The organism is Paracoccus sp. T5 (genome assembly GCF_048538155.2).
Taxonomy (GTDB): domain Bacteria; phylum Pseudomonadota; class Alphaproteobacteria; order Rhodobacterales; family Rhodobacteraceae; genus Paracoccus.
In genome coordinates this window covers 1-13,384 of the sequence record NZ_JBLWIC020000004.1, presented here as the reverse complement: position 1 = coordinate 13,384, position 13,384 = coordinate 1, and the positions used below count along the sequence as shown (strand labels likewise).

Genomic DNA, 13,384 nt, shown 5'->3' with positions numbered 1-13,384 from the left:
ACGCATTGGTGACACCGCGATCAGGCCAGCACCGTGGCCAACAGATTCACATTCAGCACGATGATGGTAACGGCAATCAGGGCGCACAGACCGGTCAGCCAACGCGGGGATACCATCGTTCCCATCTTGGCGCGGCTGGCGGTAAACATCACCAGCGGAACGATCGCAAAAGGCAGCTGGAAGGACAGCACGACCTGACTGAGGATCAGAAGCTGACCTGTGCCTTCACTGCCATACACCAGAATTACGGCAGTTGCGGGCAGAATGGCAAAGCCTCGGGTTATCAGGCGCCGCTGCCATGGTTTAAGGCGCAGCTTGATGAAGCCTTCCATGACGATCTGGCCAGCCATGGTTGCCGTTACGGTCGAATTCAGTCCTGAACACAGCAACGCCAGACCAAACAGCACGGGTGCAATTTCGGAACCAAGCAAAGGTGCCAGCAGCAGATGCGCCTTGTCGATTTCGGTCACCTCAGTTTCCCCGACAGTGTAGAACGCAGCGGCGGCCAAAATGAGGATCGCGCAATTGATCAGCAGCGCGAACATCAGTGCGATGGTCGAATCCCAGGTCGCAAGCCGCAGCGCCTCCCGTTTCGAGGGCAGATCGAGGCCATAGGCACGGGTCTGCACGATCCCGGAATGAAGATACAGGTTGTGGGGCATCACTGTCGCGCCGATGATGCCAAGCGCCAGATACAGCATGTCAGGATTGCCGATGATCTCCCGGCTTGGCGCAAAACCTGCGATCACCGCGCCCCATTCGGGATCGGCCTGCGCGATCAGGACCGCAAAACAGGCGGTGATCGTTGCCAGCATTGCGATGATGAACGCCTCGACCCATCGGAAGCCCTTGTTCTGAAGCCATAGGATCAGGAACACATCGGCGGCAGTGATAAAGATCCCGATCTCCAGCGGAATGCCGAACAGCAAGTTCAGACCGATCGCTGTGCCGATCACCTCGGCCAGATCTGTGGCGATGATGGCCAGTTCCGCGAAGATCCACAGCGGAAATGACAGCCATTTTGGATAAGCGTCATGGCAGGCCTGGGCCAAGTCGCGCCCCGACGCCACTGCCAGCCGCGCGCATAATGATTGCAGGAGGATCGCCATGACGTTGGACAAAAGCGCCACGAACAACAGCGTGTATCCGAAGGCCGCTCCACCCGCCAATGAGGTCGCCCAGTTGCCGGGGTCCATATAGCCGACAGCGACCAGATAACCGGGCCCGACAAAGGACAGAAAGCGCCGGAAACGCGTCGTGCCGCCGCCAACGGCGATCGTGCGGAACACTTCCGATAGGGACGGGGTGTCGCGCTCTTGGCGCCAGGCGGAACGGGACATTCGGCGCAACCTTCGTTATGAGGAAAAGTTAGCTGTGGCTAACAATCTACCCGTTGGCTTTACCCGTCAATCGATAAGTGCGACACTTGCGAGATGACCGCAGACAATCATGCCACCGCAACCGCCAGCGATACTGTGCATCCGGACAATCGGGCAGAGGCCTTTCATGGCGTCCGTGCTGCCCGGCGCAACGAGTTGGCCGAAGACTACGTCGAACTGATCGCAGAGCTGATCCATGAACAGGGTGAAGCCCGGCCGGTGGATATCGCGGCACGGTTGGGAGTGCGCGCGCCAACGGTCACCAAGGCCCTGGATCGCCTGGCCCGTGAGGGGCTGATCACCCGCGAGCCATACAGGTCCGTCTTTCTGACAGAAGAGGGACGACGACTGGCACTGGAATGCCGCCGCCGCCATGCCATTGTGCTGCGGTTCCTGATCCGTCTCGGCCTTGATGCCGAGACGGCGGAACGAGATGCTGAAGGCATCGAGCATCACGTCAGTGAGCGCACACTGGCCTTGTTCGCAGCCTATGCCGATCGGGCCTAGGCCGCCCGGTCAGGATGCCTCCACGGCACTGCGCACATCCGCAAGCAGGCTGTCCATGCTGATATCCGTCATCTGTCGACCATTGAGAAAGAAGGTCGGTGTCTGGCGTACGCCGATCGCCGCGATATCGGCCGCGTCCTGATTGAGGATGCCGACGATATCGGGGGACAGACGGGCTGTCTGCGCCTTTTCCATATCCAGACCGGCCGCAGCCGCAATTTGCCATGCAAGGTCCATTCGCGGTGCGCCATGGACAGCCCATTCCGGCTGCCGTTCCAACAGCGCATCGAGGACAGGCTCGAACTTGTCCTGCATGCGCGCAGTCTCCAGAATGCGGACCGCCTCGTCGGACCCCTCGTGAAACACCGCATAGCGCATCACGACGCGGACTTGATCGGGAAACTGCTCGCGGATGTCCTGAACGACCGGATGAAAGGCGCGGCAAGCCTCACAAGATGGATCGAAGAACTCGACCAGCGTGACCGGGGCGTCTTCTGGTCCAAAACTGGGCGCATGACTGCGGACCAGCATGTCTGTTTCCACAGCCGGGGCAGCAGCGGCCAGAGTGTCCGCTTCGGCCTGACGATTGCGCGTCAGCACGAGCGCGCCGCCGGCAAAGGCGGCAATCCCGATGGCAGATGTTCCGATGAGCACGGTGCGTCGGTTCATGGGCGTTTTCCTTTCGACAAGATGAGGCAGGCCAGAACGGCTGCAAAGGCGGCGAATGCAAGATAGGGGATGGGCAGGCTCAGGATCGTCTGTGCCTGGTCGGTGCAGGACGGGCCGTCCTTGGTGCAAGGCGCGATGCTCTGCGGGATCAGGCCGGCATAGAGGCCGGAATGCCAGCCAGAAAGGACCAGCCCGGCCAGCGCCAGCGGCAATCCGTAGAGACGTGCCAGACCGTCACCGCGCCACAGTGAGATGGCCAGGACAGGAACCAGCGGAAACATGGCAATGCGCTGGTACCAGCACAGGGTGCAGGGCATCTGCCCCAATACCTCGCCGATGAACAGCGCGCCGAGCGTAGCCGCGAGTGCGACCAGAAAGGCGGACGATATTGCGAGATCATTCCGGGACAGGCCCCGGGGGTCAGGTGCGGTCAAAAGAGGGTTCCTTCGAACGGGAGGGACGGAGCATGGCTGTCAGCACAAGCAAGGCGCCGAGGCTGATCGCGATGTCGGCCCCATTAAAGGTCGGCCAGTGCCAATCACGCCAGTAGACATCCAGAAAATCGGTCACGGCACCTTGCCGCAAGCGGTCGATGATATTGCCCACAGCGCCACCCACGATCAGCGCGAGGCCTATGCGTTCGCGCTTCGCGTCTGCCCGGAAGGCCATTCCCGCAAAGATGATCGCCAGTGCACCTGTCAGGGCAACCATCAGCAAGGGACGACCTGCCATAAGGTCCGACATCATGCCGAAACTCGCCCCTTCGTTGAAACCAAGCGTCAGATTGAAGCCGGGAGAGACGGCATAAATTTCCCCGGGAGACAAGCTTCGCAGGACTGCGAGCTTGGTGATCTGATCAGCAACCGCAGTCGCGGCGATAATCGCCAGGATCAGGGGTGTCTTCATTGCAGCGACCTTTCTCGGATGCCGATCCAGCGCGGAACGGACTGGCAATAGGTGTCGTATGCAGGGCCAAGCGTCCGCCGCAATTCACGTTCTTCTGAGCGGACCTGAACAAGCGCCGAACCTGCGAATAGCAGGACTCCCAAACTTGTCGGGATGGAGGGCACGACCAGAGCGGTTCCGAGCAGCAACATGAGCTGACCGACAAAAACCGGGTTGCGGCTAAAACCGAACAATCCACCCGTGACAAGTGCGCCGGTCGCGCCCTCGGCCACACCGATCCGCCATGACGCAGCCATCGACATCTGGGCGGCAAATGCCAGCATCGCGCCCAGGCTGGCCATGAACAGTCCCGCCAGACCGATCCACACAGGATTTTGGAAACCCCGCAGGGGATCAAGATCGCCCATGCTCGGCATGAGACGCCATGCCAACGACCCAAGGAGGGCCAGAGCGAACGCAGCTCGGAAGCCTAGCGCTACAAGACGGTCGCCGCCCGTGGCGTGATGGAACAACCAGACCGGACGATGCGCCTCCCGGGCATTGATCGCAGAGCCCCAGAAGAACAGGGCCAGATAGGCGCCAAGAAGAACCAGCGCTGCACTGCCCATTCCAGTCATCATCGCCTCAGCGCTTCTGTTCGGGATTGTAGCGCAAGAGGCGCAGGGCGTTCAGGGTCACAAGAACCGTCGCGCCCGTATCAGCCAGGATCGCGATCCATAGACCGGTCATGCCAAGGACGGTGGTGACCAAGAAAATAGCCTTTAATCCTAGCGCGATACTGACGTTCTGCCGGATATTGGCCATTGTGGCCTGCGCCAGCCGGATCTGGGCCGGAATGTCGGTCACCCTGTCGCGCAGGATGGCCGCATCGGCCGTCTCCAGCGCGACGTCCGTGCCGGAGCCCATCGCGACACCGATGCTGGCCTGTTTCAGGGCCGGAGCGTCATTGATGCCATCCCCGATCATCATGACGCCACCTTGAGCGTTCATGTCGCGAATGGCGGCCAGCTTGTCTTCAGGCATCATCTCGGCCTCGAAGCGGATGTTTAGCCCTTCGGCGATGGCGGCAGCAGTGCGTGGGTTGTCGCCGGTCAGCATGATCGAGGAGATGCCCATTTCGGCCAGCTGGCGCACAGCCTCCGCCGCATCGGGCCGCAGCTCGTCACGCATGGCGATGAGACCGAGCGGGACGCCTTTGCGATAGACGGCGACGGCGGTCTTGCCCTCATCCTCGAAGATGGTCGCCTGACGCAGGCCAAGACCGTCCAGGCCATCGTTCTCCGACGCATGCCGGGGTGAACTCACCCATGCCAGGGCATCTCCCACGGTCGCCTCGACCCCTCGTCCGGTCAGAGCGCGTGCATCGCGGGCGGGCAGGGGAGTGACGTCCGCCGTCTTGGCCCTGTCCAGGATCGCCACGGCGAGGGGATGGCTCGATCCGCTCTCGACGCCCGCGGCGACCTCCAGCAACTGCGCCTCAGTCGTGGTTCCGAACGTCACCAGGTCGGTGACCTGCGGACGTCCGTGGGTCAGCGTCCCGGTCTTGTCGAAGGCGACATGGGAAACCTTGGCCGCGGCCTCGATCACTGCGCCGCCCTTCATCAGCATTCCCCGGCGCGCGCCGGTGGACAGGCTCGATGCGATCGAGGCCGGAACCGAAATCACCAGCGCACAAGGGCAGCCGATCAGCAGGAGCGCCAGTCCACGATAGATCCAGGTATCCCATGACTGACCGAACATCAGCGGCGGGAGCACGATGACAAGCGCCGAAACGGCAACGATGGCAGGCATGTACCACCGGCTGAACCGGTCGATGAAGCGTTCCGTGGGGGCGCGGGCTTCTTCTGCCTCCTCGACCAGCCGGATGATCCGGGAAATGGTGTTGTCCTCGGCTGCTTTCGTCACGGTGACCCGCAAGACCGCTTCCGTGTTGATCGAACCGGCAAAAACACTTTCGCCCGGGCCGCGGGTACGGGGAATGCTTTCTCCGGTCACCGGGCTTTCATCGATCCCGGACGTGCCGTCTGAAATCTCTCCGTCTGCGGGGATCCGGTCGCCGGGACGGACCAGCACCGTCTGACCGATCGTCAGGCTGGACGCGGCAACCTCCCGGGTCACGCCGTCCACTTCCAAGAGCGCCGTTTTCGGAACCAGGTTTGCCAAGGCGCGGATGCCGTCTCTTGCCTTTCCGGCCGCGACACCCTCCAGGACCTCGCCCACGGCAAAGAGAAAGACCACCAAGGCAGCCTCTTCGGCGGCATTAATGAACAACGCGCCGAGGGCTGCGATGGTCATCAATCCCTCGATCGTGAAGATCTGACCCAACCGCGCAGCGGCGAAAGCGCGACGCGCGACGGGGGCGACACCGATAAGGCAGGCCGCGACAAAGGCCCAGCTCCCGACCTGCGGGGCGATCAGCTCCATTGCCCAGGCTGCCGCCAACAAGAGCCCGGTCAGGATAACCAACCTGCCCTTGCCAGTCTGGTACCATGCCTTGCCGCGGTCGGCAGGGTCGTCATGGACGTGACCGGGGCTGCCATGGCCGGAGTGGTCGCCCTCGGCCACAGCGGGATGAGCGTCGTGGCTGTGGCCTTGATGACTCTCCGGCGCACTCCCCGGGATCACGAAATCCTTCTTTCCCGGCGCACGGGTCTGAATGCCGTATCCAAGCGCACGCACGGTTTTTTCGATCTTGTCCGTGTCGGTCAGGCGTTCATCAACGGTCAGGCGCAGGCGTTCGGACATGATGCCGATCTCCACATCCCTGACGCCAGGCAAGCGGGACACCGCGCCGCGCACCTTGGTCGCGCAGGAGGCGCAATCCATTCCGGACACCGTCCAGTCGCACAGGGTCATGCCGGGTTCATTCGTGATCGTCATCATTCTCTCCTCTGCAGAAAGCAGGGCCGTTGCCATCATCGATTCGGAGGTTTACTCCCTCTAGCAGCTATAGGTTCAAGGAGAATGTTCATGCTGACGATCGGAAAGCTGGGAACGTCGACAGGGGTCAAAGTTCCGACGATCCGCTACTACGAGCAAATCGGCCTGCTGCCCGAAGCCGAGCGCAGCGTCGGTAATCAGCGCCTTTATACGCACAAGGCCCATGAACGACTGGCGTTCATCCGACACGCCCGCGAGCTAGGCTTTTCCCTTGAGGCGATCCGCGACCTTCTCAGCCTGTCCGACGATCCCGATCAGCCCTGTGCCGCAGCCGACGCCATCGCCAAAGCGCAGCTTGCCGAGGTCGAAAGCCGTCTTGCCCGCCTGACGGCCCTGAAGACCGAGCTTGAGCGCATGGTGGTCCAGTGCGCGGGTGACCGGATATCCGATTGTCGGGTCATCGAGGTCTTGGGCGATCATTCGCTGTGCGTTACGAACCACCCCAAGATCGACGATGCCGGTCAGTGATTAGCTGGCGATGACGGAAACGGATGCTGGGAAGTGGAGGGCATGGATGCAGTGGGAATTAGATCAGAGCACCCGATCCCCTGACAAGACCGTGATCGAGAGGGATTTCATCTTGAACCTCTAGCTGCTTTAGGTCGCAGACACGCGCGTGTCGATGACGAGAGGCGAGAGACGGCATGAACCAACAAACGCTGCGACAATTCCGATGCTGACGGTCATTGCGGCCCTGATCGGCGGCGTGCGAGGGGTCCAGCGTGCGCGCGCCCTCGGCGGCACCCGACTGGACAGGGTTCAATATGCGGGTGGATACGCGATTGCTTTCGGCTTGGCCGGAACAATCGTCGGTGTTTGCATCGCCCGCCTTTTCGAACTGTAGACAACCTATCGATGCTGCGTGGGGAGCCTGCTCTCCAATGCCGGACCTTATTGCCTGACGGGAAACCAGACCTGATGATCTTGCAAGCCTTGCTGACTGCCGGCGCGATTGCCGTCACGACATCATCGCACGCCGAAACCCCGGCCGAACTGTCTCACCTCACCGAGGCAGTTGCCCCCATGTCGCGACATGAGGTCGTTCCGGGAGACACGTTGGATTCGATATTGTCGCATGCTGGTATCGGCGCACCTCTCCGGGCCGAGGCGGCACTGGCGATTTCAGATGTCTTCGACCTGTCGACCCTCAGCCCGGGTCAAATCCTCAGATGGAGTGTGTTTTCCGACGATCCCTCCCAACTTGCGCGTCTTTCGCTTCTGACCCAAGACGGAACGGACATCGTTCTGGATTTCACGAAACCTCTCGAAGCATCCTTGATCAAGACGGAGATCCTGCTTCGGGACCGCCGGGAAACTTTTATCCTGGACAGCTCTCTCTTTGAGGCGCTCGCCGCCCGCGATGCGCCCGAAAGTTTCGCAGTTGACCTGGCGGCGCTCCTGGCAGGCCAGATCGACTTTCGTGACCTTGAAGGAACCGAGCGCATCGCATTGATGTGGAGCGAAAGTATTCTGCCTGATGGAACAGTCGTGGGTGAACCGCAACTCGCCTATGCGCGGGTCGAAAAGAACACGGACATCTTCGAGCTCGTGACCGGCTCGGTCGAACAGCCCTTCATCCTGTTTCGGAATGGTGCGCAGGTCCAGCAGTCCGCGCGACCTGTCGCGGGGGCCCGGCTGTCCTCGGTCTTCGGAAAACGCCGGCACCCCGTTCTTGGCACGCAACGAATGCACACGGGGGTCGATTACGCCGCACGGACCGGAACGCCAGTCAGCGTCACCGGCTCAGGAACGGTCGTGTTTGCAGGAACCATGCGGGGATATGGTCGGACGATCGATGTCGATCATGGCGGGGGCGTCTTGACCCGCTATGCGCATCTTTCGCGTTTTGCCGCAGGGATCGCTCCAGGTGTCGAGCTGAATGCCGGGGCCAGGATCGGTGACGTGGGCGCAACCGGCCTCGTCAGTGGACCTAACCTTCATTACGAAGTTCGCATCGACGGCAAGCCAACGGATCCCATCAAGAAAACACCGGCGCCCCGAACAGCGATCGCCAGACCGACTGACCGCGTCATGCTGACAGTTGCGCGTCTCTCCACCGGGTACTTTCTTCGCGACGACATGGCAACGGAAAGCTGATGGCATTCAAACATCTTCATCGTACGGATCGAGGGGCATAAAATGATCAAACTGACACGACGCGCCGTGATGATGGCAGCCGCAGCCAGCGGTCTGCCATCTCTGTCCTGGGCTGAGAACCTTCCTGCCATCCATGTTGTGGAGGGCAGCGGCTGCGAATGCTGCAAACAGTGGACCAATTACCTGCGGGAAAACGGTTTTCAGGTCACGAGTGAAGAGCGGTTTGGCACCTTGCTGATGCAGCACAAGATTGATCTGGGCGTACCGATCGAACTGACTTCCTGTCATACCGGCAGCGTCGATGGCTACTTCCTGGAAGGACATGTCCCTGCTGACGATATCCGGCGCTTGCTCCAAGAGCGCCCTGAAGCTCTCGGCCTGACTGTTCCAGGAATGCCTTACGGAAGTCCCGGCATGGGCCCGGAAACAAAGCGCGACGCATACGATGTCCTGCTTGTTCGCCAAGACGGTACCAGTGAAGTGTTTACCCGCTATCCTGAAGCATCATAAAAAAACATCCGAGCAGGAAACAGATAGATGCCAAACTTCTCCCGGCGCCATGCCTCGCTGGCTTTGCTTGCTCTTCTCGCTGCATGTGGAAAATCAGCGCCGTCAACGACGCCGGCAAGAGGAGCGGTACCTCAGTTCAAACGGTACTCAGGGCCCCCTGTCACTCAGGTCGTGGTCAACAAGGCTGAGCGGCGGATGTTTCTGTTGAACGGGCAGACCGTTCTGAGATCGTATAACTTTGGCCTCGGCAACCAACCGCTCGGCCCAAAGCAATTCGAGGGCGACGGAAAAACGCCCGAGGGGCTATACTACATCGACCGTTTCAACCCACGGAGCCGATATCACCTATCGGTGGGCATATCCTATCCAAATGAACAGGATAAAGCTTATGCGGCTCAATTCGGTCGAAGTGCGGGCAGCGATATCATGTTCCATGGCCGCGGCCCCGAAGGCAATGTCTTCGCACCGAAGAACCGGGACTGGACCGCAGGCTGTCTGGCATTGACTGACCAGGAAATAGAAGACGTCTATGCAATGTTGCAGCCCGGAATTCCAGTTATGATCTATCCCTAGCAGCCTGATCATTGGCTAAACAGAGAGTCACAAAGCTCGTAGCGGTACTCATCGAATATCAGCTAACGGTGCCCACCCTAAATACAGAGTGAGCACCTTAGTTTTCAGGATTTAGAACACCGTGACCTGTGTGCCGATTTCAGCAACCTCAAAAAGGCGGGCAACATGCTCGTTATAAAGGCCATAACATCCAGATGACGATTTTCTCCCGATCTTCCGCGTGTCGTGCGTGCCATGAACAAGATAGGCGGGCCATGACAAGTATAGCCCGTACGCACCGAGGGGATTTTCAGGCGCGCCGCCCTCAACCCGCTGCGGCAGATTTGGGTCCTTCTCACGCATGCTGGCCGTAGGTGTCCAAGGCGGATTTTTGACTTTCCTGACAATTTCGGCCTGGCCCCGTCGCGTCAGATCTTCTGTCATCGGGATCGAGCAAGGAAATACAAAATTAACATTCTCGTCAGCCGACCAATAATACACAGCACGCGACGTGACATCCGCAAGAATGACACCCTTGCCAAGGGTCGGATAGAACTCACGCCAATGGCGCGATCTGAAGGAAGACATGTTGCGCTCTGGCGCACTGCTCGAATTGGACAGGAACGGCGCTGGCGGGTTTCCGTCAATGGGTTGTCCAGTATAGGTGTCGAAACTCTGACCCAAGGCCGTTCCGGCAGGAATAGCAATGCCGGCAGCTGTCAATCCTTGGAGAAAGGCTCGCCGAGTTCTGGAGGTGGGGTACATAAATGCTTCTGCCTCTATGATCAGGTTGCTCATCACGTTCAGTGTTATCCGAAAACCGTAGGGCGATATAGACGATCCATGTGAAGATCTCTGTGGCGTGGGATCGTCGCCACACGCACAGCATTATGATCGCAACCAAAAGGCAAGAAGCTTGAATTAATGCTGTGGAACATATTAACTGATAAGAACGGTAATAATACACTAGAAGATTTAATTTGATGGGTTGTTTGCTCGTCATATTAAATTTGATTAAGAATCAATATCGAGCGAAGCAAAGGAGCCTCATATATGCTGAGCAGACGACACTTCATACAAACGACCACAGCGCTTTTCTCGGCCTCAATTTCCAGTCCCCTTCTTGCGGCGTCTTGGCCAACAGAGCGGCAAAAGGCTGCTTGGGATGCGCAGGTCACCCCTTCCGGATATGATGCCTTCACATCGAATCCTTGGGGATTGCACCCGCGCTTTCTCCCGCAGAGAGTGCAAGCCAATAGTGGCTTAGTGCCGGGCGACATTCACGTGGATGCTGTCGCGAAATACCTCTACCATATTGAAGCTGGTGGAACGGCAATGCGCTACGGCGTGGCCATCGGCAGGGGAGATCTATATGAACCTGGTGTCTATACGATAAAGCGAAAAGTCGAATGGCCGCACTGGACCCCGACGCAGAGTATGATTGCTCGGGAACCAGAAATCTATGGCCAGTTTGAAGGGGGCGTAGAGCCAGGCCCAAGGAATGCGCTCGGCTCTCGCGCTCTTTATCTCTATGTCGGCGAGAGAGATACGTATCTGCGCATTCATGGTACCCCGTTTCCAACAAGCATTGGGACGAGTGCGAGCTCTGGCTGTGTCCGGATGGTCATGGCACATATCAATGACCTATATCCAAATGTCGAAACAAGTTCTACCGCGTTTCTCTATTCCACAGCAGAGAGCGTGTCATCCCGGGCTTAAAAAGTTATCGTTTTTCTTATAGCCTTCAATCAACTTGAAGGCTGTGACTTCTGACATATAGGACTGCCTGCAGCGGTGGTGAGCGGAAGCAAGGTCGTTTCCACTTGCCCACGATGTTCGTACCAGTAGCAATTATCACTTGGAAGAAGTCTCGCTGTAGACACATCTTGCCCCGGCGCAGCAAGAGAGATCAACTCTGGGGGAAGCTCCTGCGGATTGCTCCCAGCCACGGTATTTACCGCTGTAGTTCCACAACCGGCAGTGACCAAGACGGCTGCAAGTACAGCGTAGGATCCAATTTTCATATCACGCTCCAACAACTGGCTCATATTCAATTATTAATCTCCCACTAAATTTCAATAGTCTCAAGTCCTTCAGGGAATTTTTTGTGAGAAATCGTATTTCATTCAGCGCTATATCAAGTATCCATTCGATAATCGATGGATATATAAAATATTTTGGTCCGATTGGATATCTTGAAAAGAATTTCACTGCACGCATAAGCGCCTCTTGACGGTCTGTCTGGTTCAGCAGATGAACGATAAAACGATTCTAGTAGTGTTGAATTGATATGGAAGAAAAAGCTGCCCTGGCCGGATTTGCGGCCCTGTCCCACGAAATCCGTCTGCGGATCATCCGATTGCTGGTCTTTGCAGGTGCGAAAGGCATGGCGTCCGGGGCCATTGCCGCAGCCTTGGGCGATGCAAGCCCATCGCTCGTTTCCTTCCACCTCAAAGAGCTGGAAAGCGCAGGCCTGGTCGAAAACTGGCGGGATGGGAAATCCATCATCTATAGCGCCAAATTCCCCGCGCTTTCGGATCTGGTCGCTTTTCTGATGCACGATTGCTGCGAGGGCCATTGCGCATGGTGCGACCAGGCCATCGCTCTTTTCGCCAAGTGCAGTGGACGTCCCACCAACCCAAATAGTGACACCTGATATGGGCAAGCTTCTTGGGCTCGTCGAAAACAATCTGCTGTTCATGGCGGTTGCCACCACAGCTTTCGGACTTGCCGTGCCCTCCATCGGGATAGGGCTTGAGGCGGGGATCAGCCCTCTTCTGGCGCTCCTGATGTTGGTCATCAGCCTCACCTTCGACGCGGCTGCCGTTCGGATCGTTTTCCGCAAGCCGAGCCGTCAGATTTGGGCTCTGGGTTTGGTCTATGGGCCAATGTCGCTGGCAGGCTGGCTGACAGGGCGCATCTTCTTCGGCAGCGGGCACCTGGCGGCGGGACAGGCGTTGGTCGGCATGCTCCCGACTGACGTATCCGCACCCCTCCTGGTGCTGCTGGCACGCGGCAATGTCGCCCTGGCTGCTGTCCTGAATGCCGTGAACACGGCCCTGTCCCCGTTCATCATCCCATTCCTGTTTCTGTGGCTGACAGGCATCGAGCTGACCGTTCCTGTTGGCGCTGTGGTTCTGGAGCTGGTGCTGATCGTCGTGGTGCCGACCGTCATCGGAGTCTGGCTGCGGACCAAGTTTCTGAAGCAGGTGTCGCAGTTCGACTATGCGTGGCCTGGGCTGGGGTCCGTACTGTATCTGGTTCTGCTGCTGGCCGTGATCGGGCCGAATGCGGCGACGATCCTTGGCTACGGCTGGTACGCGCTGGTGATCGCTCTGGCAGCTTTGGTACTGAACCTGATCGGCTATGCTGTCGGCATGATTGCCAAGCTGTTCGCGGAGGATCGCGAGGAGCTGATCGCCTACTTGTTCACCACCAGCAAAAAGGAATTCAGCATCGCTGCTGCATTCGTTGCAGCATCGGGTCTTCCTTCTGAAATTGCGGTGCCTGCTGCTTTCTTTGCGGTGATCCAGATGATCACGTCACCGATTGCGGCAAAGATGATGGTGTCAGAGCGTACAAGCCTGCTGGGGGTCTGAGATAAATCAATCGACCACCGAAGGCGGCAGGGTCAACTTCGACCTCCATGTCCATAGCGGCGACGAGTCCTTCGACGACGAGCGCGGCAGTGGCGCGACTGATTTTGAGGGCAACATAGAGGCGCCCTTTGCCGGTGGTCGCGGCTGATTCTGACGAACTCGCGACAGCACGCCGATCAACATGTCCATCAACGTGTGCAGCGATTACAGTGCCATCGTCGCAAC

At 58.8% G+C, this 13,384-nt stretch carries 16 protein-coding genes; 9 read left to right on the top strand and 7 right to left on the bottom strand.

The window, feature by feature from the left end:
• Positions 1-20 precede the first annotated feature (20 nt).
• The gene (locus ACNR9W_RS18395) at positions 21-1,340 is read right to left on the bottom strand and encodes an Nramp family divalent metal transporter (protein WP_419271341.1); all 1,320 of its coding nucleotides are present in this window, start codon (positions 1,338-1,340) and stop codon (positions 21-23) included.
• 93 nt (positions 1,341-1,433) lie between these two features.
• Between ACNR9W_RS18395 and mntR the strand changes: the two genes are divergently transcribed.
• Positions 1,434-1,886: a manganese-binding transcriptional regulator MntR gene (gene mntR / locus ACNR9W_RS18390; protein ID WP_217846883.1), complete on the top strand. Its 453-nt coding sequence runs from the start codon at positions 1,434-1,436 to the stop codon at positions 1,884-1,886.
• Between the two features lie 9 nt (positions 1,887-1,895).
• Here mntR and ACNR9W_RS18385 read toward each other — a convergent pair whose 3' ends face one another.
• Genes ACNR9W_RS18385 through ACNR9W_RS18365 form a run of 5 tightly spaced genes read right to left on the bottom strand, consistent with a single transcriptional unit; the run spans position 1,896 to position 6,344 of the window.
• On the bottom strand, positions 1,896-2,555 hold the full coding sequence (locus tag ACNR9W_RS18385) for a DsbA family protein (RefSeq protein WP_217846882.1): 660 nt from the start codon (positions 2,553-2,555) through the stop codon (positions 1,896-1,898).
• On the bottom strand, positions 2,552-2,989 hold the full coding sequence (locus tag ACNR9W_RS18380) for a disulfide bond formation protein B (RefSeq protein ID WP_373947182.1): 438 nt from the start codon (positions 2,987-2,989) through the stop codon (positions 2,552-2,554). Before ACNR9W_RS18380 ends, ACNR9W_RS18385 begins: the two co-directional genes overlap by 4 nt.
• Entirely contained in the window at positions 2,976-3,461 is a 486-nt protein-coding gene (gene lspA, locus ACNR9W_RS18375; RefSeq protein WP_136856052.1) for a signal peptidase II, read from the bottom strand. Before lspA ends, ACNR9W_RS18380 begins: the two co-directional genes overlap by 14 nt.
• Positions 3,458-4,081, bottom strand: coding sequence for a methyltransferase family protein (locus ACNR9W_RS18370; RefSeq protein WP_136856053.1), 624 nt, complete (start codon positions 4,079-4,081; stop codon positions 3,458-3,460). Before ACNR9W_RS18370 ends, lspA begins: the two co-directional genes overlap by 4 nt.
• Positions 4,082-4,085: 4 nt before the next feature.
• A complete protein-coding gene (locus ACNR9W_RS18365; RefSeq protein WP_458478892.1) occupies positions 4,086-6,344 on the bottom strand; it encodes a heavy metal translocating P-type ATPase in 2,259 nt (752 codons plus the stop codon).
• 87 nt (positions 6,345-6,431) lie between these two features.
• On the opposite strand from ACNR9W_RS18365, the gene ACNR9W_RS18360 reads away from it, so the two are divergent.
• The 5 genes from ACNR9W_RS18360 (at position 6,432) to ACNR9W_RS18340 (ending at position 9,581) form a co-directional block, all read left to right on the top strand.
• The gene (locus ACNR9W_RS18360) at positions 6,432-6,869 is read left to right on the top strand and encodes a MerR family transcriptional regulator (protein WP_394227813.1); all 438 of its coding nucleotides are present in this window, start codon (positions 6,432-6,434) and stop codon (positions 6,867-6,869) included.
• 205 nt (positions 6,870-7,074) lie between these two features.
• Positions 7,075-7,245: a hypothetical protein gene (locus tag ACNR9W_RS18355; protein ID WP_217846881.1), complete on the top strand. Its 171-nt coding sequence runs from the start codon at positions 7,075-7,077 to the stop codon at positions 7,243-7,245.
• 74 nt (positions 7,246-7,319) lie between these two features.
• Positions 7,320-8,498: a M23 family metallopeptidase gene (locus tag ACNR9W_RS18350; protein WP_419271335.1), complete on the top strand. Its 1,179-nt coding sequence runs from the start codon at positions 7,320-7,322 to the stop codon at positions 8,496-8,498.
• 42 nt (positions 8,499-8,540) lie between these two features.
• On the top strand, positions 8,541-9,008 hold the full coding sequence (locus ACNR9W_RS18345; RefSeq protein ID WP_081994775.1) for a DUF411 domain-containing protein: 468 nt from the start codon (positions 8,541-8,543) through the stop codon (positions 9,006-9,008).
• 27 nt (positions 9,009-9,035) lie between these two features.
• The gene (locus ACNR9W_RS18340) at positions 9,036-9,581 is read left to right on the top strand and encodes a L,D-transpeptidase family protein (protein WP_042247653.1); all 546 of its coding nucleotides are present in this window, start codon (positions 9,036-9,038) and stop codon (positions 9,579-9,581) included.
• A gap of 111 nt (positions 9,582-9,692) precedes the next feature.
• Here ACNR9W_RS18340 and ACNR9W_RS18335 read toward each other — a convergent pair whose 3' ends face one another.
• Positions 9,693-10,358 carry a L,D-transpeptidase gene (locus tag ACNR9W_RS18335; RefSeq protein WP_231558948.1) on the bottom strand — a complete coding sequence of 222 codons (666 nt, stop codon included), beginning with the start codon at positions 10,356-10,358 and terminating at the stop codon, positions 9,693-9,695.
• A gap of 255 nt (positions 10,359-10,613) precedes the next feature.
• On the opposite strand from ACNR9W_RS18335, the gene ACNR9W_RS18330 reads away from it, so the two are divergent.
• The 3 genes from ACNR9W_RS18330 to ACNR9W_RS18320 all read left to right on the top strand — a co-directional run bounded on the left by ACNR9W_RS18330 (position 10,614) and on the right by ACNR9W_RS18320 (position 13,159).
• A complete protein-coding gene (locus ACNR9W_RS18330; RefSeq protein WP_419271334.1) occupies positions 10,614-11,279 on the top strand; it encodes a L,D-transpeptidase in 666 nt (221 codons plus the stop codon).
• A gap of 571 nt (positions 11,280-11,850) precedes the next feature.
• A complete protein-coding gene (locus ACNR9W_RS18325) occupies positions 11,851-12,216 on the top strand; it encodes an ArsR/SmtB family transcription factor (protein ID WP_419271333.1) in 366 nt (121 codons plus the stop codon).
• 1 nt (position 12,217) lies between these two features.
• Complete coding sequence (locus ACNR9W_RS18320; protein ID WP_419271332.1) at positions 12,218-13,159, top strand: bile acid:sodium symporter family protein; 942 nt, start codon at positions 12,218-12,220, stop codon at positions 13,157-13,159.
• Positions 13,160-13,384 lie beyond the last annotated feature (225 nt).